Here is a 23561-nt window from a genome sequence, read left to right as displayed (position 1 = left end):
CACCGGCCATGAAGCGACTCCGCCACCTCCTCGCCCTGTTCGCCGCCCTCGCGGGGCTGCTCCTCGGCTCCGGCGCCCCCGCCCAGGCCTTCTCCCAGGCCGCGTTCCCGCTCGCCGCGAGCGGCAGCCGCGGCACCGACGTCCTCGCCCTCCAGCACCTGCTGACCGCCCACGGCCGCACCGTCGCGACCGACGGGGTCTTCGGCACCGGGACGCGCGGCGCGGTCGTGGCGTTCCAGCAGTCCGAGGGCCTGACCGCGGACGGCGTCGTCGGCGCCGCGACCTGGGGCGCGCTGGTCCTCACCGTCCGCGAGGGCGACAACGGTCCGGCCGTGAAGGCGCTCCAGGCCCAGCTCAACGCCAAGCGCGGCACGGGCCTCACGGTGGACGGCGACTTCGGCCCCGCCACCGCCTCGGCGGTGCGCGCCTTCCAGTCGCACGCCGGGATCGGCGTGGACGGCGTGGTGGGCGCGACCACCTGGAGGAACCTCCTCTGGCACTACGAGAGGATCGACTTCGGCCCCGGCACCATGTGCGCCCAGAGCCCCGACGGCAACGCCGACGCCCACTGGGCGACCGCCGGCGCCGTCGCCCAGCTCGAGGCCGCCGCCGCCACCTTCGCCACCACCGGCAACGGCAGGCTGCCGGTCGGCGACGCGGGCTTCGAGCACGGCGGCGACATCCCGGGCCACGCCAGCCACGAGGTCGGCATGGACGTCGACGTGTGGCCCGTCCGCACCGACTCCGGCCAGTGCACCGCGGGCCGCATCACCTGGCAGTCCACCGCCTACGACCGCGCGGCCACCCGTCGCCTGGTCCAGGAGATCCGCGCCAAGGCTCCCGGCCGCGTCGAGCTGATCTTCTTCAACGACCCGCAGCTCATCGCGGAGGGCCTGACGACGAGTTACCCGAACCACGACAACCACCTGCACGTCCGCTACCGGTAGGCCGGAGCCGCCGGACCGGGGCCGCTGCCCCGGTCCGGCCGCGGTCGTGGCGGTCACACCGAACATGCCTTTACGCAGGCCGGCTCCCCGATTATCGTCGCCGAGACGAAAAGGAGCCCCATGGACCTGCTCAACGCCCTGCGCGAACCCCTCTTCACCTGGCTGGAGACACCCGTCAGCTGGACGGAGCTGCTCGGCTTCGGCAGCGGTGCCCTCTGCGTCTGGCTGGTCGCCCGCCAGCACATCGCCAACTGGCCCATCGGCATCGCCAACAACCTGCTGTTCATCCTGCTCTTCACCGACTCCGGCCTGTACGCCGACGCCGCGCTGCAGGTCGTCTTCATCGCCCTGGCCTGCTACGGCTGGTGGACGTGGGTCCGCGGCGGCGCCCCCGGCGAGCGGCTGCGGGTGCGGCGCACCAGCCGTCGCGAGTGGACCTGGCTGCTGACGGCCGGGGCGGCCGGGTTCGCCGCGATCTGGCTGCTGCTGGACCGCGCGACGGACTCGACGGTGCCGCAGTGGGACGCCCTGACCACCGCCCTGTCGCTGATGGCGACCTACGGGCAGTGCCGCAAGCGCGTGGAGTCGTGGTGGCTCTGGATCGCGGCGGACCTCGTCTACATCCCGCTCTACGCGCACAAGGACCTCTACCTCACGTCCCTGCTGTACGCCGGCTTCCTGGTGCTGTGCGTGATCGGCCTGCGCAACTGGCGTGGCGCGCTGCGCCGCGACCTGGCGGTGGCGGCATGAGGTACGGACACGGCCTGGTCCTGGGCAAGTTCTACCCGCCGCACGCCGGCCACCACCACCTCGTGCGGACCGCCGCCGCACGGTGCGAGCGGCTGACGGTGCTGGTGTGCGCCTCCTCGGTGGAGTCGGTGCCGTTGGCGGACCGGGTGGCGTGGATGCGGGAGGCGCACCCGGGGTGCGAGGTGGTGGGGGCCGTGGACGACATACCGGTCGACCTCACCGACCCGGACGTCTGGGCGGCGCACGTGGCGATATTCCGCGCCGCCGTCCCGGAGCGGATCGACGCGGTCTTCACCTCGGAGTCCTACGGCGAGGAACTGGGCCGCCGGATGGGCGCGGCGTCCGTCCTGGTGGACCCGGACCGGACGGCGTACCCCGTCTCCGGCACCGCCGTCCGCAAGGACCCGGTCGGGTGCTGGCCCTACCTCGCCCCGCCGGTGCGGGGTGCGCTCGCCCGGCGCGTCGTCGTCCTCGGCGCCGAGTCCACCGGCACCACGACGCTGGCGCGGGACCTCGCCGAGCACTACCGCGCACGCGGCGGCGTGTGGGCAGGCACCCGCTGGGTGCCCGAGTACGGCCGGGAGTTCAGCGAGCGGAAGCTGGCGGCGCTCGGCCCCGCGGGGACGTGGACGGACGTCTCCTTCGCCTCGGAGGAGTTCCCGCTGATCGCCGCCGGGCAACTGGCGCGTGAGGACCGGGCGGCGCGCGAGGGGGCGCCGGTGCTCTTCTGCGACACGGACGCCTTCGCGACGACGATCTGGCACGAGCGGTACCTGGGATCCGCGAACCCGGCGGTGGCCCGCGTCGCGGAGGAGGGCCGCCGCCAGCACCTGTGGCTGCTCACGGACCACGCGGACGTCCCGTTCGAGGACGACGGCCTGCGCGACGGCGAGCACCTGCGCCCGTGGATGACCGACCGCTTCGCAGCCGAACTGACGCGTACCGGGCGCCCGTTCCGCGTCCTGCGCGGTTCCCGGGAGCAGCGCCTGGCGGAGGCGGTCGAAGCCGTGGAGCGGCTGCTGGCGGCGGACTGGGGGTTCACGGACCCGCTGCCGGAGCGGCGCGGCTGAGCGCGCCAGCGGGTACGCACGCCTGCGGGTGCGCGCGCCGGGGCCGGGGCCCCCGGCCCCGGAGGAGCGGTCGCCGCCGGAAACGCCGTCGACGCCGTCGACGGGCGGTGTCAGGATCGGGTGGACGCAACCCGCCCGACAGAGAAGGACGTTCATGCCCGCCTACGCCATCGCGCGTCTGCAGGACGCCGCCCCGCACCCGGATGTCGCCGAGTACATCGAGCGCGTGCCCGCCACCTTCGAGCCCTACGGCGGCCGTTTCCTCGTGCACGCCACTCCGCACGAGGTGAAGGAGGGGAGCTGGCCGGGGGGTGTGGTGATGATCGGCTTCCCGGGGATCGAGGAGGCGCGGGCCTGGTGGGACTCCGCCGCGTACCGGGAGATCGCCCCGTTGCGGTCGCGGCACATCGAGGGCGACATCATCCTCGTCGAGGGCGTGCCCGAGGGGTACGACCCGAAGGTGACCGCCGAGGCGATGCGGAACGGGCTCGCCGGGGCCTGAGGCAGCATCAGGGTTGCCGCCCGCCGCCCCGGGGAGAGGGCGGCGGGCGGCGGATGTCAGGCGGAGGCCGCCAGGGTGCGCGCGGCGCTCGCCAGGGCCGCCGAGGCCAGGGCGCGCCGGCCCTCGGAGGCCGTCCTGTCGGCCAGGTCGGCGAACCGTTCCAGCGCCTTGGCCGCCTGCCGGGGCCGCTCGGCCTGCCGGAGCTGCGCCTCGAGCCGCCGGGTCTCGCCGGTGGTCAGGACGCCCTGTGCCGCGTAGCCGTCCAGCAGTGCGCCCAGGGACGACCTGGTGACGGCCAGGCCGGCGGTGGTCACCCGCACCGTGGTCGTCGAGGTGGCCGACGGGTCGGACTCGCTGGTGGCGGTGACGGTCACCGTCGCCGAGCGGGCCGCGCCGGGGGACGCGGTGGCGTAGGCGGCGACGGGCAGGGTCGCGCCCGCGGGCACGGCCTGCACCTCGTAGGGCAGGGCGACCTTCCAGCCGTCGCCCTCCACCGTGGCCTCGAGCCGGTAGACGTCGGCGCCGTGGACGCCCGGTCCGGCCTGGCCGGTGTTGGCGAGCCGGGCGCCGATCAGCGCGGTGGAGCCGCCGACGGGCGTGCCGGTGGCCCGGCCCAGCGCGGCCCCGCGCCGCTGCGGGCCGGCGGCGTCCAGGGCGCGTACGGCGACCTGGTAGGTCAGCACGCCCTCGGCGTCGCGCCACACGTCCAGGACGTAGAAGTGCAGGCCGTTCGGCTCGTCGATCCACTCGTACCGGGAGCCGGAGGCGGTGCCGGCGTGGAAGGTGGCGTCGTCGAGCTGGCGCGGGTCGCCGCGCACCACCATGACGTCCTCGCCGCCGGGGCCCTGGTAGTCGACGCGGCCGATGTCCTGCGGGTTGGCGTCGACCAGCCACTCGCGGGGCGAGCCCTGGGTGCGGTTCTGGGACAGCAGGACGCCGTGGCCGGTGGTGAAGGAGTCGTTGCCGACGCGGTCGACGACCTCCATGGTGTAGTCCTCCCAGTTGCCGCCCTTGGGGCACCAGAAGCGGGTGTCGGACTCGCCGACGCGCGCCATCTGGTCCTCGCAGGCGCCCAGCCGGAACCCGTCGACGTCCAGGTCGAGGGCGACCTTCTGCCCCTCGCCGGGCACGTACTCGCGGGCGCGGAGGGTGGCGACGGCGACGCCGTCGTCGCGGAGGGCCGCCTTGGTGAGGTGGACGGTCTCCTTCTCGCCGAGGATGCCCAGCGCCTGCTTGTAGTGGACCATGTGGTGCGGGCCGAGGGCGGAGCCGCCCTGGTTGGGCACCTGCCAGCGGTTGTGGGTGCCGCCGGGGCCGTTGAAGGTGCCGCGGGACATCATCTCCCAGTAGCCGGTGTAGTTGCGGGTGTCGTCGGCGAAGGGGTTGTTGTAGTTGTCCGGCAGGTCGCGCAGGTGGCTGAACTCGTGGGCGAAGACGCTGAGTCCGGAGCTCTCCGCCTGGGTGGAGATGCCGCCGCCCGCGTTCGGCCAGTGGTTGGCGGCGGCCCGCCAGCTGGTCCATTCCACGTAGCGCGTCCTCGCCCAGTTGGTCATCGGCTCCCCCAGCTGGTTGAGCACGGGGTCGCCGTTCTCGTCGCGCGGGGGCCCGAGCGCGGCGGGGACGTCCTCCTTGGCGGCGTACTTCTGGCGGCCGAACTCCTCCCAGGTGGAGGACTCGTCGTGGCCGGCGGTGACGATGAAGATGTTGTCGAAGCCGCAGAAGTCGCCGGTGGCGCAGTCGATGGCGTCGCGCCACAGGCGCAGGCTGTCGGTGCGCAGGTCCTTGCCGCAGGTGTCGCCCATCGGGCAGAACCGCGCCATGGGCCCGTTCATCCGGTTGTCGATGCCGTACTCGTGGAGCTTGCCCGGAAGGGTGTAGGTGCCGAAGACCTCGGCGTCCACGCCGATCTTCCCGAAGGAGTCCTCCATCCAGTACGAGTGGAGGGTCTGGCGGCCGTTGTACTCGTTCGGGACGGTGTAGTAGTCCTGGTACCAGTCGCGGACCTGGTCCTCGGGGACCGGCTCGAAGTCCTTGCCGTAGGGATTGCCGAAGGGGTGGCTGCCCGGTTCCTGGGTGATCAGCATGGGCTGGTCGGTGAAGTCGACCAGCAGCACGGCGGTGCGGTACTGCGCCTCCGAGCCCCGGGAGGTGGCGGCGGAGGCCCACTCCTCGGGGCGGACGTCCACGTAGTCGTCCCACGTCATGTCCGCCTGGTCGGTCCACTCCTGCGGGTCGACGGCGACGACGGGACCGGTCGCCGCGGGGGCGGCGGGTGAGGCGGCGACCGGGGACTGCAGGGTGGCGGTGGCGGCGAGGACGGCGCCGGCGACGACCGCGGCGAGCCGGCCGGTACGCCGGGCTGCGCGGCGCTGTGCGCGGGGTGAGCGGTTCGGTTCCGTGGTCCGGGTTCGGCGTCTCACGAAGCGATGTCTCCTTGACGGTGCCCAGGGCGGCCCGGTCGGGACGCGCCCGCCCGGGACCCTAGCGACGCCTGGGGCGGAACATCACCCCCCGCGTGGACCGCCGCCGCGGGCCGACGCCGTGTCACCGGACGGCGGCGGGCCCGTCAGGCGCGGGCCAGGACGTCGTCGACCTGCGCCTCGACCTGTTCCCGGGCGCCGGGCGGCAGGTCGCCGAGGGGGGTTCGCGCCAGGGCGTCGAGGATCCGGGGGACGCCGTCGCCGTCGTCGTACGCCGCGTCCCCCGTGGTCACCTCGTAGCCGTCCCGCACGGCGACGCGCACACGGCGGCGCCCGTCCGGCTCGGCGTGCACCGCGGTGGCGACGACCAGGGGCGGGGGTCCGCCCGCGTCGGCGGGCAGCTTGAGGTACCCGTCGGCGAGGGGCGCGCGCCAGCGCAGGGACAGCAGGACGGAGCGCTTGGCGACGACCTCGGCGAGGTCGGTGTCGTAGGTGCGGCCCGCCTCCAGCACGGTGGCGCGGGCGTCCAGCACCAGGGCGGCGGGCAGCAGGCAGCGCAGGGAACTGCCGACGATGTTGCCGCCGACGGTGGCCGTGCGGCGCACGGCGCCGGTGCCGATGGTGCCGGCGGCGCGGCGCAGCACGGCGGGGACGCGGTCGTCGACCTGGTGGAGGAGGACGGCGGCGCCGAGGGCCTCGGCCTCGACGACGTTGGCCTCGGGGACCTGGCGGAGCGAGACGGCCTGCTCGGGGAAGCCGTCGCGTTGCCAGGTGGCCCAGACCAAGGTCGCCCCGCCTATCGGGACGGCCCCTTCGGCGAGGTGGCGTTGGGCTTCGGACACGGTTCTGGGCAGGTGCAACTGCACGGTGGGGCGCCTCATTTCGGCGGGGACGCGGAGTGGACGTGCGTGCCCTACCCTCTTCGGCCGCCGCCGACACGGCCGGCACGCGACCGGCATATGCGCCGCCCTGCGGAGCGGGGCACCGGCCGGCCCGCCCGCCCCACCGGACCCGCGCCGCGCACCCGCCCACCACCCGGCCCGCGCGGCGGTCACCCGCCCCGCCCGCGGGACCGCGCGGCACACACCGGCCCCCCGACACACACCGGACCCGCCCGGCACGCGCCGGGCCTGCCCGGCACGCGCCGGGCCTGCCCGAAGGGCCCGGGTGGGGGTCACTTCTTCGCCGTGAGGCCCTTCGGGTTGAGGTGTCCGATGTTGCCGCTCTCCGAGCCGTCCGCCGGGTCGATCACGCAGTCGATCAGCGCCGGCCCGCCCGCGGCAAGGGCCTCGCGCAGCATCGCGGCGACCTCGTCCGGGGTGGTGGCCTGGTAGCCCTTGCCTCCGAACGCCTCGATCATCAGGTCGTGACGCGCCTTCAGGTAGGTCGGCGCCGGGTCGCCGGTCGGGGACGCCTCGTCGCCCCGGTAGACGCCGCTGTTGTTGAGGACGACGGTGACGACCGGCAGGTTGTAGCGGCAGACCGCCTCGATCTCCATGCCGCTGAACCCGAACGCGCTGTCGCCCTCGACGGCGACCACCGGTTCGCCGGTCTCCACGGCGGCGGCGATGGCGTAGCCCATGCCGATGCCCATGACGCCCCAGGTGCCGCTGTCCAGACGGTGGCGCGGGACCTGCATGCCGATGGTGTTGCGGGCCAGGTCCAGGGCGTTGGCGCCCTCGTTGACCAGGTAGACGCGCGGGTTCTCGGCGAGGACGTCCCGCACGGCCTGCAGCGCGCCGAGGAACCGCATCGGGTGGGCCGCCCTCGCGGCCTCCAGGCGCGTGGACATCCTGCCCACGTTCTGCGCCGAACGGGCGGCGAGTTCCTCCCGCCAGGCGGCGGGGGCGGAGATCTGCCCGGGCTTGGAACGCTCGGCCAGCGCGTCCATCACCGAGCCGATGTCGCCGACCAGCGGGGCGGCGATGGGCTGGTTGCTGTCCATCTCGCCGGCCGCGATGTCCACCTGGACGAACTTGGCGTCCGGGTTCCACTGGGGCGCGTCGCCGTGCCCCAGCAGCCAGTTGAGGCGCGCGCCGACCAGCATGACGACGTCGGCCCGCTTCAGGGCCAGCGACCGCGCGGTCGCCGCGGACTGGGGGTGGTCGTCGGGCAGCAGGCCCTTGGCCATCGACATGGGCACGTACGGGATGCCGGTGGCTTCCACGAACGCCCGGATCGACTCGTCCGCCCGCGCGTAGGCCGCGCCCTTGCCGAGCACGATCAGCGGCCGCTCGGCCCGCTCCAGCAGCTCGACGGCCCGGTCCACGGCGGCCGGCTGCGGCAGTTGGCGGGGCGCGGGGTCGACCAGCTTCCACAGCGAGGCGGCGCCCTTCCGGGCGTCGATGATCTCGCCCAGCACGGCGGCCGGGATGTCGAGGTAGACGCCGCCGGGGCGCCCGGAGACCGCGGTGCGGATGGCGCGGGCGATGCCGCGGCCGATGTCCTCGGCACGGGAGACGCGGAAGGCCGCCTTGGCGAAGTGCCTGGCGGCGGCGAGCTGGTCCATCTCCTCGTAGTCGCCGCGCTGGAGGTCGACCAGGTGCCGTTCGCTGGAGCCGGAGATCTGCACCATCGGGAAGCAGTTGGTGGTGGCGTTGGCCAGCGCGACCAGTCCGTTGAGGAAGCCGGGCGCGGAGACGGTCAGGCAGATGCCGGGGCGCTGGGTGAGGAAGCCGGCCGCAGCGGCCGCGTGCCCGGCGTCGCTCTCGTGCCGGAAGCCGATGTAGCGGATGCCCGACGCCTGGGCGAGTCGGGCCAGGTCGGTGATGGGGATGCCCACCACGCCGTAGATCGTCTCGACCCCGTTGAGCTTCAACGCGTCGACGACCAGGTGGATCCCGTCGGTCAGAGCATCCGGTTCGGCGCCCTCCGTCCCCGTGGCCTGTGCGACAGTGTCCGTCATGGTCCGGTTCCTCCCTCAGAGGGTGCCGAGTTCGTCGTCCGTGTCCGCGCCGCCGTCCGGCCGTCGTCGATCCCGACGGCCATGATTGTATGCAGTATCCGCACGAATGTATGCAGTATCCCAGCGTCGACGGGCCTGCGCCATACCGTGGTCGGCACCAATCCGTGACCGCGTGCCCCCTTGCCCGTCACCGAACGGCGACGGCCTCCCCGACCGGACGGGTCGCGGAGGCCGCAGGCTCGGATGCGCCGGTCGCTACGCGCTCGCCAGGGAGAGCTTCGCCGCGAAGCCCAGGAACAGCGCGCCCGCCGCCGAGGAGGCGCCGGCCGACAGGTGACGGCGGCGGCGGAAGACGGCCGCCAGCCGGGTTCCGCCGAATATCAGGGCGCTCAGGTAGAGCACGCTGCCGAGCTGGGCGAAGGCGCCGAGCACGAGGAACGACAGGGCCGGGTAGGCGTAGTTCGGGTCGACGAACTGCACGAAGAAGGAGATGAAGAAGAGGATCGCCTTGGGGTTGAGCAGGCTCACCACGAAGGCCCGCCGGAAGGGCCGTTCGGTCTTCCCGCCGGACTCCCCCGCCGCCGCGGCCGCGACGGTCTCCGCCGTGCCGCCGGGCTCGTGCCGGGTCCGCCAGATCTCCCACCCGGAGCGCAGCATGCCGAGGGCGACCCAGGCCAGGTAGGCCGCGCCCACGTACTTCACGACGGCGAACAGCATCGCGTTGGTCTGGAACAACGAGGCCACGCCCGCCGCCGAGAGGGTCATCAGCACCGTGTCCCCGCAGAACACACCGGCCGCTCCGGCGTATCCGGCGCGCACCCCGCGCCGGGCGGCGACGGAGAGCACGTAGAGGGAGTTGGGGCCGGGGAGCAGCACGATCAGCAGGACGCCCGCCAGATAGGTCGGGAGGTTTATGACACCGAACGACTCGAACATGACCGGAGTGTCACATGATGCGACACTCCGGTCGACGCCCTGCCCGCTATGCGGACACCGCTTCCCGCTGCGGGGCCGCGGTCACCGGGCGGGCAGCAGCGGGACGTCGAGGCGTCCGGCGAGTTCCTCCACCGTGGTGCCGAAGGTCTCCCGGACCCGCACGCCCTCGGGCGTGATGTCGAAGACCGCGAGGTCGGTGTAGACGCGGTCGACGCAGCCGAGTCCGGTGAGCGGGTAGGTGCACGCGGGCACCAGCTTGGGCTCGCCCTTCTTGGTGAAGAGGGTCATCATCACGAAGACCTTCTTGGCGCCGATGGCCAGGTCCATCGCCCCGCCGACGGCGGGGATGGCGTCGGCCGCGCCGGTGTGCCAGTTGGCGAGGTCGCCCGCGCCGGAGACCTGGAACGCGCCGAGGACGCAGATGTCCAGGTGGCCGCCGCGCATCATGGCGAAGGAGTCCGCGTGGTGGAAGTACGCGGCTCCGGGCAGCTCGGTGACCGGGACCTTGCCCGCGTTGGTGAGATCGGGGTCGATCTCGCCCTCCTGGGCGGCCGGGCCCATGTTGAGCATGCCGTTCTCGGTGTGGAGGACGACCCCGGAGCCGGCGGGCAGGTGGTCGGCGACGAGGGTGGGCTGGCCGATGCCCAGGTTCACGAACGATCCCTGGGGGATGTCGCGGGCGATCAGGGCGGCCATGTCGTGCTTGCCCAGCGGGGCGCCGGTGTCGATGACTCGGTCGGCGGTGTTCATGCGCTCTGTGCCTCCTGCACCACATGGTCGACGTAGATGCTCGGCGTGACCACGGCCTCGGGGTCGAGGCTGCCGGTGTCGACGATCTCGCGGACCTGGGCGATGACGGTGGTGGCGGCGGTGGCCATCACCGGGCCGAAGTTGCGGGCGGTCCTGCGGTAGACGAGGTTGCCCATCCGGTCGGCGCGGTAGGCGCCGATCAGCGCGACGTCGCCCTTGATCGGGTACTCCAGCACGTAGGTGCGGCCGTCGATCTCGCGGGTCTCCTTGCCCTCGGCGAGGAGGGTGCCGACGCCGGTGGGGCAGTAGAAGGCGCCGATGCCGGCCCCGGCGGCCCGCATCCGCTCGGCGAGGTTGCCCTGCGGGACCACCTCGAGCTCGATCCTCCCGGACCGGTAGAGGTCGTCGAAGACCCAGGAGTCCGCCTGGCGGGGGAAGGAGCAGATCACCTTGCGGACCCGGCCCTTGGCGAGCAGCGCGGCGAGTCCGGTGTCGCCGTTGCCCGCGTTGTTGGAGACGACGGTGAGGTCCTTGGCGCCCTGGCGTATCAGCGCGTCGATCAGCTGGACCGGCATGCCGGCCATGCCGAAGCCGCCGACGAGGACGGTGGAGCCGTCCTCGATGCCGGCCACCGCCTCGTCCGCGTGGTCGTGGAAGCGGGTGGTCATCGGGTGCCTCCGGTCACGTTCTCGAGGACCACGGCGAGGGCCTGGCCCACGCCGATGCAGATGGCGGCGACGCCCCAGCGGTCGCCCGACTCCCGCAGGCGATGGGCGAGGGTGCCGAGGATGCGTCCGCCGGACGCGCCCAGCGGGTGGCCGAGGGCGATGGCGCCGCCCTTGGCGTTGACGATCTCCGGGTCGATGCCCCAGGCGTCGACGCAGGCCAGCGACTGCACGGCGAAGGCCTCGTTGAGTTCGACGGCGGCGACGTCGGACCAGGTGATGCCGGCCCGCTTCAGGGCGCGCTCGGCGGCCTCGACGGGGGCGAAGCCGAACTCCTGCGGGTCGAGGGCGAAGACGCCCCGGCCGGCGATCCGGGCGAGAGGGTCGGCGCCGATGCGGTCGACCGCGGCGCCGGAGCCGAGCAGGACCGCGGAGGCGCCGTCGCTCAGCGGGGAGGCGTTGCCGGCGGTGATGGCGCCGTCGGGACGGAAGGAGGGCTTGAGGCCGGCGAGCTTCTCGGCGGAGGAGCCGGGGCGGATGCCTTCGTCGCGGGTGAGGGTGTTGCCCTTGCGGTCGACGACGACGGGGACGATCTGGTCGTCGTAGAAGCCGGCGTTCCAGGCCTCGTCGGCGAGGTTGTGGGAGCGGGCGGCGAACTCGTCCTGGCGCTCGCGGGAGATCGTGAAGCGGTCGGCGAGCTGCTCGTTGGCCTCGCCGAGGGAGACCGTCCACTCCTTGGGCATGCGCTCGTTGACCAGGCGCCAGCCGAGCGTGGTGGACACGGCGGTGACGTTGCCGGCCGGGAAGCCGCGGGAGGGCTTGGGCAGGACCCAGGGCGCGCGGGTCATCGACTCGACGCCGCCGGTGAGGACGATGTCCGCGTCGCCGGTCTCGATGGCGCGGGAGCCGATGATGGCGGCGTCCAGCGAGGAGCCGCAGAGCCGGTTGACGGTGGTCGCCGGCACGGACGTGGGGAGGCCGGCCAGCAGGACGGCCATCCGGCCGACGTTGCGGTTGTCCTCACCGGCGCCGTTGGCGTTGCCCCAGACGACGTCGCCGATCTCGGCGGGGTCGAGGTCGGGCGCCTTGCCGAGGACCCCCTTGACCGCCGTGGCGGCGAGGTCGTCGGGCCGGACGTCGGCGAGGGCCCCGGAGAACTTCCCGAAGGGCGTGCGGGCTGCTGCGTACAGATAGCTCTCGGTCACCTACTCACCGTACGAGCCGGCACTTGTGCGCGTCCAAGACCTAGTAGGCATGGATTGATAAGCGCCGGTTATCAACGCCGGTACAGTGGACCGCATGGAACTCCGCCGGCTCCGCCATTTCCTCACCCTGGCCGAGGAGTGCCACTTCGGGCGCGCGGCCGCCCGGCTCCACGTCGCCCAGCCCGCCCTCTCCCAGCAGGTCAAGCAGCTCGAGCGGGAGCTGGGGGTCGCGCTGTTCAACCGGTCCACCCGGCACGTCGAGCTCACCGAGGCCGGGCATCACCTGGTGGAGCACGCCAGGGCGCTGGTGGCGGAGGAGGAACGCACGCTGGTGCACATGCGGGAGCTGGCCACCGGCCACGCGGGACGGGTCTCGGTCGGCTTCATCGGCACGGCCACGTACGACGTGCTGCCGCGGGTGGCCCGTACGGTGCGGGGGCGGCTGCCGCGGATCACCCTCGACCTGCGCGGCGAGATCCTCACCCCGCGGCTGGTGGAGGGGCTGCGCTCGGGCGCCTTCGACCTGGCCGTGCTGCGGGGCGCGGTGGACGAGGACGGCATCCGCACGGTGCCGCTGCGCTCGGAGCCGCTGGTGGCGGTGCTGCCGTCGCACCACCGGCTGGCCGGGCGGGCGAGGGTGCCCCTGGCGGAGCTGGCCGGGGAACCGTTCGTGGTCCATCCGTCGCAGTCGCGGTCCTCGATGTACGACCTCGTGCTGGCCGCGTGCCGGCGGGCCGGGTTCGAGCCGTCCCAGCTCCTCGAGGTCGGCGAGACGGCCACGCTGGTGGTGCTGGTCGCCGCGGGGCACGGTGTGGCCCTGGTCCCGGCGTCGGTGCAGAGCCTCAGCGTGGAGGGCGTCACCTACGTGCCGCTCGCCGGCCCGGAGTCCGTCGACCTCCTCCTGGCCCGCCGCGACCGCCGCGAGTCCGCGGCGGTCGACCAGGTGGCCGCGGTGATCGAGGACTGCGCGGGCGGCTGACGCACCGCGGACGGCGGGCACACCGCGAACCGCGCCCGCACCGCGAACGGCGGCCGCACCGGGCCCCGGCCGTCAGGACTGCCCGGCCAGGTCGCGTTCCAGGGCGTGGGCCGCGGCCTCCAGGGTGGCGACCGTCGACCGCAGCCGGTGCGGGTCGTACCGCATGCCCGGCATGGACACCGACAGCCCGGCCACCGCGGTGCCGTCCCGGTCGCGGACCGGCACGCCCACGGCGACCAGCCCGCGCTCGGAGCGCTCCTGGTTGACGGCGAACCCGGTGCGCCGGATCCGCCGCAGCTCCGCGTGGAGTGCCGGTGGTTCGGGGAGGTCCGTGGGCCGCTCGGGCAGGCGTCGCGGGCCGTAGAGCTCGTCCAGCTCGGCCTCGGGCAGTTCGGCGAGCAGCAGGAGCCCCGCCGTCGTCCGGTGGGCGGGGAAGACCATGCCCTCCCGGGAGCCGACCCGCAGGGCCTGCCGGCACTCGGCGCTGGCGATGACCCGCGTGGTGTCGCCGGTGCGCACCATCAGGTTGGAGGTCTCGTCGAGGAGGTCGACGACCTGGCGCAGGTGCGGCAGGGCGACCGCGCGCAGCCGTGAGGCCAGGGAGCGGGAGTGGGCGGCGAGTTCCAGCACCGGACCGGCCCGGTAGGCGCGGTTGTCGTCCCGCACGGCGAAGTCCCGGTAGACCAGCATGGCCAGGATCCGGTGGGCGGTGGACCTGGCCACGCCTAGGCGTTCGGCGATCTGCGCCACGGTCGCGGTGCCCTCCAGCTGCAGGATGGTCGCCGCGCGCAGCGCGTGGTCCACGCTGGCGATGGGGTAGGGCGGCGGCTGCTTGAGGGGCTTGTCCATGAGGTGACCTGACCTGTCCTGTCCCGACCGACCTGTCCTGACCCTGTCCGGGAGTCCGGGCGGAGTTCTGCTCTCCAGAATATGCGTGTTCTTCACCGTGGACCGTTGCACGCTGAGCCGCATGACGACCACCTCCTCCGTCCCGCGGGACGTCTCCACGGATTCGCCGGTCCGGCTGCAGGCCGTCGACGGCGACGGGCAGCCCGAGGTCACGCCCGCCCTCGAAGAGCTGTACCGGGGCTTCGAGCGGGAACTGCTGGTCCCGCTGTGGACCGAGATCGGCGACCTGATGCCGGCCCACCCGCGCTCGCGGGCCGTCCCGCACGTGTGGCGCTGGGAGCGGCTGCGGGAGCTGGCCTCGCAGGCCGGCGACCTGGTGCCGGTCGGCCGCGGCGGCGAGCGCCGGGCGATCGCGCTGGCCAACCCGTCCCTCGGCGGCCGGCCGTTCGCCACGCCGACCCTGTGGGCGGCCATCCAGTACCTGATGCCGGGCGAGGACGCCCCCGAGCACCGTCACACCCAGCACGCCTTCCGCTTCGTGGTCGAGGGCTCCGGGGTGTGGACGGTCGTCGGCGGCGACGCCGTGCCGATGAACCGCGGCGACTTCCTCCCGCAGGCCGGCTGGAACTGGCACGCCCACCACAACGCCACCTCGGAGCCGATGGCCTGGATCGACGGTCTGGACATCCCCTTCCAGTACGTCACCGAGGCGCAGTTCTTCGAGTTCGGCCGGGACGAGATCGGCGAGGCCGAGCGGATCACCCCGGAGCGGTCGCGTTCGGAGCGCCTGTGGGCCCACCCGGGTCTGCGCCCCCTGTCGGCCGCTCCCGCCGCGCCGGGAAGCCCGCTGCTGTCGTACAAGTGGGAGCACACCGACGCCGCCCTCAAGGACCAGCTCCTGCTGGAGAGGGAGGGCTTCGGCGGCACGGTGGAGCCCGGTCACGCGGCGGTCCGCTACTCCGACCCGCACGACGGCTCCGACGTCCTGCCGACCATCCGCGCCGAGTTCCACCGCGTGGCCCGCGGCGCCGAGACCGCGCCGGTGCGCGAGACCGGTTCGTCGGTCTACCAGGTCTTCGACGGCTCCGGAGTCGTCACCGTCGGCGAGAGGTCCTGGACGGTCGCCCGCGGGGACCTGTTCGTCGTGCCGTCCTGGGAGCCGTTCTCCGTGAAGTCGGAGGCCGGCACGACCGACTCCGACGAGGGCGCCCTCGACCTCTTCCGCTTCTCCGACTCACCCGTTTTCGAAGCACTCAAGCTCGACCGCACCCAGAAGGACGCCTGAAGATGAAGCTCGCCACCATCCGCACCGCCGCCGGCAACCGCGCGGTCCGCCTCGACGGCGACGTCCTCGTCGACCTCGGGTACGCCGACCTGGGCGAGCTGTTCGCCGAGGACGGCTGGCAGGAGAAGGCCGCCGCCGCCTCCGGCACGACCTACCCGGTGGACGGCGCCGACTTCGCGCCGGTCGTCCCCACCCCCTCCAAGGTCGTCTGCGTCGGCCACAACTACACCAACCACATCAAGGAGATGGGCCGGGACCTCCCCGACCACCCGACCCTCTTCCCGAAGTTCGCCGAGACGCTGATCGGCGCCCACGACGACATCGTCAAGCCAGCCGAGACCGACGCCTTCGACTGGGAGGTCGAACTCGCCGTCGTCATCGGCAAGCCGGTGCGCCGCGCCGACGAGCGGCAGGCCGCCGAGGCGATCGCCGGTTTCACCGTGATGAACGACATCTCGGTGCGCGACTGGCAGTTCCGCACCATCGAGTGGACCCAGGGCAAGATCTGGGAGGCCACCACCCCGGTCGGCCCCTACGTCGTCACCCCCGACGAGGTCGGCGGCGTCCGCCCGGCGCTCGAGGTGAGGACGGTCGTCGACGGCCGGGTCATGCAGCAGGACGACACCGGCACGCTGCTCTTCGACCCGGTCTTCCTGGTGCGGTACATCTCCACCGTCATCACCCTGAAGCCGGGCGACATCATCGCCACCGGCACCCCGGCCGGCGTGGGCAACGCCCGCGACCCCAAGGTGTTCCTGCTCCCCGGGAACTCGGTCACCACCGAGATCTCCGGCCTGGGCGCCTGCGTCAACACGGTGGTCGAGGGATGACCGGCGCCCCCCGGACCCTCGCCGACGCCCGTGAGTGGGCGCGCGTGGGCACCGAGCTGGTGCTGGGCGCCGTCGCGGAGATCGGCGAGGCCGAGTTCGGCGCGGACAGCCTGCTCCCGGGCTGGACCCGCAAGCACCTGGCCGCGCACGTCGCCGCGAACGCGGACGCGCTCGGCAACCTGGTGCACTGGGCGGCCACCGGTGAGGAGACGCCGATGTACGCCTCCGCCGAGGAGCGCGCCGCGGGCATCGCCCGGGGCCCGGCGATGTCCGCCGAGGAGCTGCGCGCCTGGCTGCGCGCCTCCGCGGTGAGGCTGGCCCAGCGCCTGGACGGGCTCACCGAGGAGCAGTGGCGGAGCAAGGTCGTCACCGCCCAGGGCCGCACCGTGCCCGCCACCGAGCTGCCCTGGATGCGTGCGCGCGAAGTCTGCGTGCACGCCGCCGACTTCGGCACCGGCGTCTCCTTCTCCGACCTGCCGGCGGGCTTCCTGACCGCCCTGGTCGACGAGATCGCCGACCGGCGCGGGACCGCCGGGCTGCCCGACGGCCCGCTGCCCGAGGTCGCCGCCTGGCTGGCCGGCCGCCCCCACACCCTCGCCGACGCTCCCGAGCTCGGCCCGTGGCTCTGAGGAGTTGAGAGTTCATGTCCAACCCTGACGTCATCGTCGTCGGCGGCGGCATCGGCGGCCTGGGCGCGGCGTTCTCGTTGTCCCGCCAGGGCCTGAGGGTGCGCCTGCTGGAGAGCGCGCCCGCCTTCGGCGAGGTGGGCGCCGGCATCCAGCTCGCCCCCAACTGCACCCGCATCCTCGACGACTACGGGCTGCTCGACGAGGCCAAGAGCCTCGGCGTGGTGCCGGACTCGATGGTGATGCGCGACGCGGTCGACGGCACGGAGCTGACCCGGCTCGACCTGCGCGACCTCGAGAAGCGGTACGGCTACCCGTACATGGTGATCCACCGCAGCGACCTGCACGGGCTGCTGCTGCGCGCCTGCGAGCGGGCGGGCGTCGAACTGGTCAACGACGCGCGGGTGACCTCGTACGAGAACACCGACGCCGGTGCGCGCGTCACCCTCGCCTCGGGCGGGACCCACGAGGCCGGCCTGGTCGTCGCGGCCGACGGCCTGCACTCCGTCGCCCGCAAGCTGCTGGTCGACGACGAGCCGGTCTCCTCCGCGTACGTCGCCTACCGCGGCACCGTGCCCGCCGAGGAGCCGCGGGTCCAGGACGTCGACCTCAGCGAGGTCGCCCTCCACGTCGGCCCGCGGTGCCACTTCGTGCACTACGGGCTGCGCGGCGGCAAGCTGCTCAACCAGGTCGCCGTCTTCGAGTCCCCCAAGGCCCTCGCGGGCCGGGAGGACTGGGGCACCCCGGACGAGCTGGACGCCGCCTTCGCCGGGACCTGCGACTTCGTCCAGGAGGGCCTGCCCTTCATGTGGCGCGGGAAGTGGTGGCGGATGTTCGACCGCGACCCCGTCATGAACTGGGTGCACGGCCGCATCGCGCTGCTCGGCGACTCGGCGCACCCGCCGCTGCAGTACATCGCGCAGGGCGCGATCATGGCGATCGAGGACGGCTGGGTGCTCGGCGAGCACGTCGGCCGCAACCGCGCCGGGGACGGCACGGTCGACTGGGACGCCGCGCTGGCCGCCTACGAGGCGGTCCGCCCGGAGCACTGCCGCCGCGTGGTGTCCACGTCCCGCGTCTGGGGCGAGCTGTGGCACCTGGACGGCGACGACCGCGAGCGGCGCAACGTGGTGCTGCGGGCCCGCGACACGTACGACTACTCGTTCACCGACTGGCTGTACGGTCCGACGGCGCTGACCCCGGACCAGGAGCCGGAGATGTTCACCCCGATCCCCCTGTCCTCGGTCCCCCTCGGTACCGGGGCCGCGGCGCCGGCCTGACCTGACCGCCGCACCGGGGGCCCGCCCGCACGAAGGCCGGCCCGCACGGAGGCGCTTCCTCACGAAGGCGCGTCCTCACGGAGGCCCGCACCCCGCCCCGGGGCGCGGGCCTCCCCCTGGCCGGACCACCGGATATACCGGTGGAGTCGCCCTCCCCCGCTCTGTTACGGTCCCTCTGCCGGCCGCGGGACTCCGGCGCGACTTCCGGGACTTGCCTTTGAAGCAAAGATTCGCTGCTCGTGCCCCCATTCCCCGGCCGGCACCCGCCGCCCTCGCGGCGGCACGGCGGAAGGAACCCCGGAGGTGCGCACGGTGGAGTCGATCGGCGATCTCGTCGCGGCCGACGACGTGCTGCTCTTCGTCAACGCGGCGGTCACCGCCACCGGGCAGCGCGAGTTCCACTCCTCCGCGGGCGCGCAGACGCTGTCGCTCGACTTCCTCCACGCCTACATGGTGGGCAACTACCGCGACCTGTACGCGGGCGTGCTCGCCCTCGACATCAACGACCACAACGCGGCGATCGTCGTCCGCCGTCTGCTGGAGACCACCGGCGAGGCGACCGCGGCGCAGCGGCGCCGGGAGGGCCGTCTGATCGCGGCGCGGCTGACGGCCATGCCGCCGCAGCGGGTGTACCGGCTGTTCGACACGCTGCGCCGGGCGCGGGTCAACAACCGCCGTACCCGCGCCGTGGTCCGCGACTGGCTGACCGCCCGGCCGGACCTCGCCTTCGACGCCGTGAAGTACCGCGGCGCCCTCAAGCGTGCCCTGCGCCACGCCCATCTGCTGCCGCCGGGCGGGGAACTGGGCGACTTCCTGTTCAAGCCGTCGGCCCGCCCGCACTACGCGACGCCGGTCCTGGAGACCTGGCGCCGCGCCCACCACGACAAGAGCGCGCTGTACGGCCTTCCGTACACGGCCGCGGAGGGCTTCGCAGCGCGCCACGGGATCCCCCGCGAGGTCTTCCTGGAGCGCATCGCGCCGCGCCTGACCCGCGCCGAGACCCTGCGGCTGCAGGGGTCCGCCCGCCGCCACGGCGCCGACGCGGTGCGCACCGACCTGTCCCGGATGCCGCTGACCCGGCTGGCGTCGTACGTGCTCTCGCTGCCGCTGGAGGAGCGCGCGCACCGGCGTGCCGAGCTGACCGAAGCCCTCGCGGCGGCGGCCGGGCGGGTGGTCGGTCCCCGGCGGGGGAGCTGGGGGAAGGTCGCCGCCGTCCTCGACGACAGCTTCTCCGCCTCCGGCTCGGGCGAGAAGCGGCGCCGTCCGCTGGCCGTCGCCCTCGCCGCGCACCATCTGCTCGCCGCCCTGGCCGAGGAGTACGACGCGCTGTGGACCTCGGGCCGCGAGGACGCCCTGCTGGCCTACCCGTTCGGGCCGACACCGCTCGGGCGGCGCGTCCTCGACGCGCTGGACACCGCCCCGTCGCGGCTGGTGATCGTCTCCGACGGCTGGGACAACGCGCCGCCCGGGCTGGCCGCCGAGGTGCTCCGGGTCTGGCGGACCCGCCTGGACCCGTCCCGCCGCACCAGCGTCGTGCACCTCAACCCGGTGTACGACGCGAGCGGTTTCGACGTGCGCCGGCTCTCCCCCACGGTGCCCACCGCGGGCATCCGGGACGCCGAGGACCTGCCCGCGCTGGTCGAGATCGCCCAGTTCGCCGAGGGCCGCACCGGTCCGGCCGGACTCACCGCCTACCTCGACACCCGCGCGGCCCGCCTCACGGGCGCCGGCGCCTCGCCGGAGGACGCGGAGGACACGACGTGACCGCCCTCGACCTGACCGGTCTGCGCACCCGCCCTTCCCAGGTGTGGGGCGCCGTCCGCCTGGTGCCGCTGGTCCGTGAGGAACCGGTCGACGACCTGCGCCTCAGCCCGCGGGCGTACGGCGACGACGCCGTCGGCCTGGTGGAACTCGGCCGCCGCCGGGGCTATGTCTCGTACGTGCCGCACGGCCTCGTCGCCACCTGGACCCGGGACGGCTCCCCGGCAGCCGCCTACGGCACGGGACTGTCCGCCGAGCCCGACGCCGCCCCCGCCGCCACCGTGCCGCTGCGGGTCCACCGGCGGATGGTCCACCGCGAGGCCAAGGACCGGCTGCGGTTCCTTCCCCTGCACCTGGCGCTGGAGGGGTACCTCGCGCTGCACTTCGGCGGCCCCTCCGTCGCCTGGGAGGAGTGGTCGCAGCAGGCGGTCCGCCGGGGCCTGTCCCCCCGGGCGGAGGAGGCGTACACGGGGGCCGCGGTGACCGGACTCGCCGAGGCGCTGCGGGTGTTCGAGATCCACCCGGGCCAGTGCGGTGTCCTGCTGTACGCGGCCGACGCCCTGGCCGCCGCGTTCGTGGTCCCGCACCCCGACGACTACCGGGCCCTGCACGCGACGCTGGTGCAGGACCTGTACGGCGAACTCGTCCACCACTACGCGACGTTGATGCCCGCGGTGCCGGACTTCCTGGCCCGGGTGCCGGACACGGGCATCCGCACCCTGGCGGACCTGCGGGCGGCCGCCGCCGAGCAGGAGGACGCCTGGGCCCGGTTCCACGACTCGACGATGGCCGCCGGGCTCCTGGAGGGCGCGTACACCTGGCGGACGGTGTACCGGCTGGGGCGCTTCACCCTCGCCCGCTTCCTGCCGAGGTTCCGGCCCCGCCACGAGAACCACATCGGGGAGGCCGTCACGGACGACCGGGGCAGGATCGTCTACCTCAAGACGTTCCGCCTCTCGGAGAGCCAGGTGCGCCGCGGCCACCTCCTCGACCGCCTCGCCGCCCACGACTGGCACCTCGCCGACACCGCGGCCGGCATGGGCCTGGACGAGGCGCAGTTGGGGCTGCGCCTGGAGAACGCCGGCTTCGGCAGCCTGCTGCGCCAGGACGTCCTCGACCGCTACCGGCGACAGCGACGCGACCGGCCCCGCTGCTAGGGTGCGGCGATGCCATCGGTCAAGGAGTTCCAGGTCACCTTCGACTGCGCGGAGCCCGAGCGGCTCGCCCGCTTCTGGTGCGAGGTGCTGGGGTACGTCGTCGCCCCGCCGCCCACGGGCTTGGCCACGTGGGAGGCGTTCAACTCCTCGCGGCCTCCCGGGAAGGACGGCGCCCGGTGCGCCTGCGTCGACCCCTCGGGTGCGGGCCCGCGCCTGTTCTTCCAGCGGGTCCCCGAGGGGAAGACCGTGAAGAACCGCGTGCACCTGGACGTGCGGGTCGCCACCGGTCTCGTCGGGGAGGAGCGCCTGGCCGCCCTCGAGGCCGAGTGCGCACGGCTGCTCCCGCTCGGCGCGGTGCGCGAGCGGCTCCTGTACGACGGCCACGACGCGTGCATCGTGATGCGGGACGTCGAGGGCAACGAGTTCTGCCTCGACTGACCCGCCCCCGCCGTGGGAACCGGGTGTCCACCAGGCGCCCGGCCAGGGCGGTGTCGACGCCGGGCAGTTCTTCGGCGCACTTCCAGCCCCACCAGGTCGCACTCCAGCGGCGTCCGCGCGTGCCGCATCCTGATCACTGCCGAACGGACGGCGATCCCGGTGATCCCGATGATCTGCAGGGCGCCCCCGTCGGACCCGCGGCCCTCGGGCCGGTCCCTCGCCTCGAACGGAGGGACGAACGCCCGAGGGGCCGCGGTTCCCGCACGGACCGCCCTACTCCGCGGTGGAGCGGGCGAGCGGGGCGTCCTGGGCGAAGAAGGTCTTGGCGCGGGTCAGGGCCCGTGCGTCGTCGAGCACCTGGCCGGGGGCCGAACCGTTGCCGAGCAGGACGCCCCCGTACCGCATCTTCAGGTACGCGGCGCTGTTGCCCAGCATGAGCCGCAGCGGCTCGGCGACCTCCTCCTCCCGGTCCCCCATCACCGTCACGCCCCACAGGGTGCGGCCGGCCATGCGCCGCCGGAAGTCGAGCTCGGGGAGGGTGAGCCACTTGGCCCAGTGGTCCAGGTACGCCTTGGTGTAGGCGGAGACCGAGTACCAGTACAGCGGTGAGACGAGCACGATGTCGGTGGCGGCGAGGGTGGCCTCGCGCAGCAGCGCCTCGTTCTCGGCCTCCGCGCCCCCGGCCTCCGGCCAGGGCTCGCCGGTGTGGCGGGCGTCGACGTAGGCGGCGAGCGGCAGCCGGGTCAGGTCCAGCCACCGCTGGTCGACGTCGCCGGGCAGCTGTTCCGCCGCGGCGCGGGCCAGGGTCTCGGTGTTGCCGCCCTCACGGGCACTGCCGAGCAGGAAGAGGAACGAGCGGTTCACAGGAGCTCCCATGCGTAGCCGTCAGGTCTGTCATGACGTCAACTCGCTTGCTGACGCAATTATTTCCGACGCTGGCTATGGGTGGACGCCGTGCAGTTCAGGCCGTGGGCGGCGCTGCGGCGAGGACGGTGCGGACCGCCGTACGGACCTGGCGGTCGGTGAGGTCGGCGCGTGCGGTGAGGCGCAGCCGGGAGACGCCGTCGGGCACGGACGGCGGGCGGAAGCAGCCCACCAGGAGTCCGGCCGCGCGGCAGTCGGCGGCCCAGCGGACGGCCGCGTCGGGCGACGGCGCCCGCACCGAGACCACCGCGGCGTCCGGACGGCTCACCCGCAGGCCCGCCGCCGTGAGGTCCGCGTGGAGCGTGGCGGCCACCTCCCGCACCCGCGCCGCCCGGCCGGGTTCGCCCCGCAGGATCCCGAGCGCGGCGAGGGCCGCGCCGACGGCGGCCGGGGCGAGACCGGTGTCGAAGATGAAGGTGCGGGCGGTGTTCACCAGGTGGGCGATCACCCGGGCGGGGCCCAGCACGGCGCCGCCCTGGCTGCCCAGCGACTTGGACAGGGTCACCGTCGCCACGACGTCGGGCGCACCGGCCAGTCCGGCGGCGTGCGGCGCACCCCGCCCCCCGTCACCCAGGACGCCCAGCCCGTGGGCGTCGTCGACGAGGAGTGCGGCGCCCGCCCCGCGGCAGGCGGCGGCCAGCCCGGCCAGCGGGGCCGCGTCGCCGTCGACGGAGAAGACCGAGTCGGTGACGACCAGGGCGCGTCGGCCCGGGTGGGCGGCGAGGGTCTTGCGGACGGCCTCCGGGTCCGCGTGCGGCGTCACGGCGGTCTCGGCGCGGGCGAGTCGGCAACCGTCCACGATCGACGCGTGGTTGGCGGCGTCCGAGACGATCAGCCCACCGCGGTCGCCGCCCAGCGCGGTGAGCGCGGCCAGGTTGGCCGCGTAGCCGGAGGACAGCACCAGGGCGGCCTCGAAGCCGCAGAACCGGGCGAGTTCGCGTTCGAGTTCGGCGTGCAGGGCGGTCGTGCCGGTGACCAGCCGGGAGCCCGTGGCCCCCGCTCCCCAGCGGGCCGCCGCGGCGCCGGCCGCGGCGGTCACCGCGGGGTGGCGGGTGAGGCCGAGGTAGTCGTTGCCCGCGAGGTCCAGCGGGCCGTCGTCGGCCTCACGGGGGCGCAAGAACCGCACCAGGCCGCCCAGTTCACGTCGACGTGCTTCCTCGTCGATCCAGTCGAAGGGGTCCTGACGGGCCAGCGGCATGGGCGGTGCGGTCCTTGTCCTGATGGTTCGGCGGTCCGGCGGTCCGGCGGGTGCCGCCGGGGGGCCGGGGGGGGCTTCACGCTC

The 23561-nt window shown here is 74.0% G+C and carries 22 protein-coding genes; 12 read left to right on the top strand and 10 right to left on the bottom strand.

Annotated elements, in window-relative coordinates; translation table 11 throughout:
* Positions 1-8 precede the first annotated feature (8 nt).
* The 4 genes from ABZ836_RS25175 (at position 9) to ABZ836_RS25160 (ending at position 3269) form a co-directional block, all read left to right on the top strand.
* A complete protein-coding gene (locus ABZ836_RS25175; protein WP_361145698.1) occupies positions 9-947 on the top strand; it encodes a penicillin-insensitive murein endopeptidase in 939 nt (312 codons plus the stop codon).
* A 120-nt stretch (positions 948-1067) separates the two neighbouring features.
* Entirely contained in the window at positions 1068-1697 is a 630-nt protein-coding gene (pnuC, locus tag ABZ836_RS25170) for a nicotinamide riboside transporter PnuC (protein WP_361145695.1), read from the top strand.
* Positions 1694-2767 carry an AAA family ATPase gene (locus ABZ836_RS25165; protein WP_361145693.1) on the top strand — a complete coding sequence of 358 codons (1074 nt, stop codon included), beginning with the start codon at positions 1694-1696 and terminating at the stop codon, positions 2765-2767. The genes pnuC and ABZ836_RS25165 overlap by 4 nt, the downstream gene beginning before the upstream one ends.
* A gap of 154 nt (positions 2768-2921) precedes the next feature.
* The gene (locus tag ABZ836_RS25160) at positions 2922-3269 is read left to right on the top strand and encodes a DUF1330 domain-containing protein (RefSeq protein WP_361145691.1); all 348 of its coding nucleotides are present in this window, start codon (positions 2922-2924) and stop codon (positions 3267-3269) included.
* Positions 3270-3325: 56 nt separating this feature from the next.
* Here ABZ836_RS25160 and ABZ836_RS25155 read toward each other — a convergent pair whose 3' ends face one another.
* The 7 genes from ABZ836_RS25155 to ABZ836_RS25125 all read right to left on the bottom strand — a co-directional run bounded on the left by ABZ836_RS25155 (position 3326) and on the right by ABZ836_RS25125 (position 12150).
* Positions 3326-5689, bottom strand: a complete 2364-nt coding sequence (locus tag ABZ836_RS25155; RefSeq protein ID WP_361145688.1) for a M6 family metalloprotease domain-containing protein — start codon at positions 5687-5689, stop codon at positions 3326-3328.
* A gap of 146 nt (positions 5690-5835) precedes the next feature.
* Positions 5836-6555: an FAD binding domain-containing protein gene (locus ABZ836_RS25150; protein ID WP_356131851.1), complete on the bottom strand. Its 720-nt coding sequence runs from the start codon at positions 6553-6555 to the stop codon at positions 5836-5838.
* A 308-nt stretch (positions 6556-6863) separates the two neighbouring features.
* Positions 6864-8594 (bottom strand): oxalyl-CoA decarboxylase, encoded by a 1731-nt coding sequence (oxc, locus tag ABZ836_RS25145; protein ID WP_361145685.1) that lies wholly within the window; start codon positions 8592-8594, stop codon positions 6864-6866.
* 255 nt (positions 8595-8849) lie between these two features.
* On the bottom strand, positions 8850-9530 hold the full coding sequence (gene leuE / locus ABZ836_RS25140) for a leucine efflux protein LeuE (protein ID WP_356131845.1): 681 nt from the start codon (positions 9528-9530) through the stop codon (positions 8850-8852).
* An 81-nt stretch (positions 9531-9611) separates the two neighbouring features.
* Complete coding sequence (locus tag ABZ836_RS25135) at positions 9612-10280, bottom strand: 3-oxoacid CoA-transferase subunit B (RefSeq protein WP_356131843.1); 669 nt, start codon at positions 10278-10280, stop codon at positions 9612-9614.
* Positions 10277-10948: a 3-oxoacid CoA-transferase subunit A gene (locus tag ABZ836_RS25130; protein ID WP_356131840.1), complete on the bottom strand. Its 672-nt coding sequence runs from the start codon at positions 10946-10948 to the stop codon at positions 10277-10279. The genes ABZ836_RS25135 and ABZ836_RS25130 overlap by 4 nt, the downstream gene beginning before the upstream one ends.
* Positions 10945-12150 carry a thiolase family protein gene (locus tag ABZ836_RS25125; RefSeq protein WP_361145681.1) on the bottom strand — a complete coding sequence of 402 codons (1206 nt, stop codon included), beginning with the start codon at positions 12148-12150 and terminating at the stop codon, positions 10945-10947. The genes ABZ836_RS25130 and ABZ836_RS25125 overlap by 4 nt, the downstream gene beginning before the upstream one ends.
* 94 nt (positions 12151-12244) lie before the next feature.
* Between ABZ836_RS25125 and ABZ836_RS25120 the strand changes: the two genes are divergently transcribed.
* Positions 12245-13129, top strand: a complete 885-nt coding sequence (locus ABZ836_RS25120; RefSeq protein WP_356131834.1) for a LysR family transcriptional regulator — start codon at positions 12245-12247, stop codon at positions 13127-13129.
* 72 nt (positions 13130-13201) lie between these two features.
* On the opposite strand, the gene ABZ836_RS25115 is transcribed toward ABZ836_RS25120, so the two are convergent.
* A complete protein-coding gene (locus ABZ836_RS25115; RefSeq protein WP_361145678.1) occupies positions 13202-13978 on the bottom strand; it encodes an IclR family transcriptional regulator in 777 nt (258 codons plus the stop codon).
* A gap of 121 nt (positions 13979-14099) precedes the next feature.
* On the opposite strand from ABZ836_RS25115, the gene ABZ836_RS25110 reads away from it, so the two are divergent.
* The 7 genes from ABZ836_RS25110 to ABZ836_RS25080 all read left to right on the top strand — a co-directional run bounded on the left by ABZ836_RS25110 (position 14100) and on the right by ABZ836_RS25080 (position 21355).
* Positions 14100-15263 (top strand): cupin domain-containing protein, encoded by a 1164-nt coding sequence (locus ABZ836_RS25110; RefSeq protein WP_361145676.1) that lies wholly within the window; start codon positions 14100-14102, stop codon positions 15261-15263.
* Positions 15264-15265: 2 nt separating this feature from the next.
* Positions 15266-16093 carry a fumarylacetoacetate hydrolase family protein gene (locus ABZ836_RS25105; protein ID WP_356131825.1) on the top strand — a complete coding sequence of 276 codons (828 nt, stop codon included), beginning with the start codon at positions 15266-15268 and terminating at the stop codon, positions 16091-16093.
* On the top strand, positions 16090-16722 hold the full coding sequence (locus tag ABZ836_RS25100) for a maleylpyruvate isomerase family mycothiol-dependent enzyme (RefSeq protein ID WP_356131822.1): 633 nt from the start codon (positions 16090-16092) through the stop codon (positions 16720-16722). The genes ABZ836_RS25105 and ABZ836_RS25100 overlap by 4 nt, the downstream gene beginning before the upstream one ends.
* Before the next feature lie 14 nt (positions 16723-16736).
* Positions 16737-17999, top strand: a complete 1263-nt coding sequence (locus tag ABZ836_RS25095) for an FAD-dependent monooxygenase (protein ID WP_356131819.1) — start codon at positions 16737-16739, stop codon at positions 17997-17999.
* A gap of 312 nt (positions 18000-18311) precedes the next feature.
* Positions 18312-19763 carry a hypothetical protein gene (locus tag ABZ836_RS25090; RefSeq protein WP_361145778.1) on the top strand — a complete coding sequence of 484 codons (1452 nt, stop codon included), beginning with the start codon at positions 18312-18314 and terminating at the stop codon, positions 19761-19763.
* Positions 19760-20917, top strand: a complete 1158-nt coding sequence (locus ABZ836_RS25085) for a hypothetical protein (protein ID WP_361145672.1) — start codon at positions 19760-19762, stop codon at positions 20915-20917. The genes ABZ836_RS25090 and ABZ836_RS25085 overlap by 4 nt, the downstream gene beginning before the upstream one ends.
* A gap of 9 nt (positions 20918-20926) precedes the next feature.
* The gene (locus ABZ836_RS25080) at positions 20927-21355 is read left to right on the top strand and encodes a VOC family protein (protein ID WP_361145669.1); all 429 of its coding nucleotides are present in this window, start codon (positions 20927-20929) and stop codon (positions 21353-21355) included.
* Positions 21356-21628: 273 nt separating this feature from the next.
* Here ABZ836_RS25080 and ABZ836_RS25075 read toward each other — a convergent pair whose 3' ends face one another.
* Both ABZ836_RS25075 and ABZ836_RS25070 read right to left on the bottom strand, forming a co-directional pair.
* Complete coding sequence (locus ABZ836_RS25075) at positions 21629-22219, bottom strand: NAD(P)H-dependent oxidoreductase (RefSeq protein ID WP_356131810.1); 591 nt, start codon at positions 22217-22219, stop codon at positions 21629-21631.
* Between the two features lie 97 nt (positions 22220-22316).
* Positions 22317-23477, bottom strand: coding sequence for an 8-amino-7-oxononanoate synthase (locus tag ABZ836_RS25070; RefSeq protein WP_361145666.1), 1161 nt, complete (start codon positions 23475-23477; stop codon positions 22317-22319).
* Positions 23478-23561: the final 84 nt, after the last annotated feature.

This window comes from Streptomyces sp. NPDC047130 (genome assembly GCF_040643475.1).
GTDB lineage: Bacteria > Actinomycetota > Actinomycetes > Streptomycetales > Streptomycetaceae > Streptomyces.
Note: the sequence above shows the minus strand (reverse complement) of the source record. Positions and strands in the feature narration are given on the sequence as shown.

Coding starts and splice junctions, on each gene's coding strand:
- ABZ836_RS25175 (WP_361145698.1), top strand. CDS start 9: ATGAAGCGACTCCGCCACCTCCTCGCCCTGTTCGCCGCCCTCGCGGGG.
- pnuC (WP_361145695.1), top strand. CDS start 1,068: ATGGACCTGCTCAACGCCCTGCGCGAACCCCTCTTCACCTGGCTGGAG.
- ABZ836_RS25165 (WP_361145693.1), top strand. CDS start 1,694: ATGAGGTACGGACACGGCCTGGTCCTGGGCAAGTTCTACCCGCCGCAC.
- ABZ836_RS25160 (WP_361145691.1), top strand. CDS start 2,922: ATGCCCGCCTACGCCATCGCGCGTCTGCAGGACGCCGCCCCGCACCCG.
- oxc (WP_361145685.1), bottom strand. CDS start 8,594: ATGACGGACACTGTCGCACAGGCCACGGGGACGGAGGGCGCCGAACCG.
- leuE (WP_356131845.1), bottom strand. CDS start 9,530: ATGTTCGAGTCGTTCGGTGTCATAAACCTCCCGACCTATCTGGCGGGC.
- ABZ836_RS25135 (WP_356131843.1), bottom strand. CDS start 10,280: ATGAACACCGCCGACCGAGTCATCGACACCGGCGCCCCGCTGGGCAAG.
- ABZ836_RS25130 (WP_356131840.1), bottom strand. CDS start 10,948: ATGACCACCCGCTTCCACGACCACGCGGACGAGGCGGTGGCCGGCATC.
- ABZ836_RS25120 (WP_356131834.1), top strand. CDS start 12,245: ATGGAACTCCGCCGGCTCCGCCATTTCCTCACCCTGGCCGAGGAGTGC.
- ABZ836_RS25115 (WP_361145678.1), bottom strand. CDS start 13,978: ATGGACAAGCCCCTCAAGCAGCCGCCGCCCTACCCCATCGCCAGCGTG.
- ABZ836_RS25110 (WP_361145676.1), top strand. CDS start 14,100: ATGACGACCACCTCCTCCGTCCCGCGGGACGTCTCCACGGATTCGCCG.
- ABZ836_RS25105 (WP_356131825.1), top strand. CDS start 15,266: ATGAAGCTCGCCACCATCCGCACCGCCGCCGGCAACCGCGCGGTCCGC.
- ABZ836_RS25100 (WP_356131822.1), top strand. CDS start 16,090: ATGACCGGCGCCCCCCGGACCCTCGCCGACGCCCGTGAGTGGGCGCGC.
- ABZ836_RS25095 (WP_356131819.1), top strand. CDS start 16,737: ATGTCCAACCCTGACGTCATCGTCGTCGGCGGCGGCATCGGCGGCCTG.
- ABZ836_RS25080 (WP_361145669.1), top strand. CDS start 20,927: ATGCCATCGGTCAAGGAGTTCCAGGTCACCTTCGACTGCGCGGAGCCC.
- ABZ836_RS25070 (WP_361145666.1), bottom strand. CDS start 23,477: ATGCCGCTGGCCCGTCAGGACCCCTTCGACTGGATCGACGAGGAAGCA.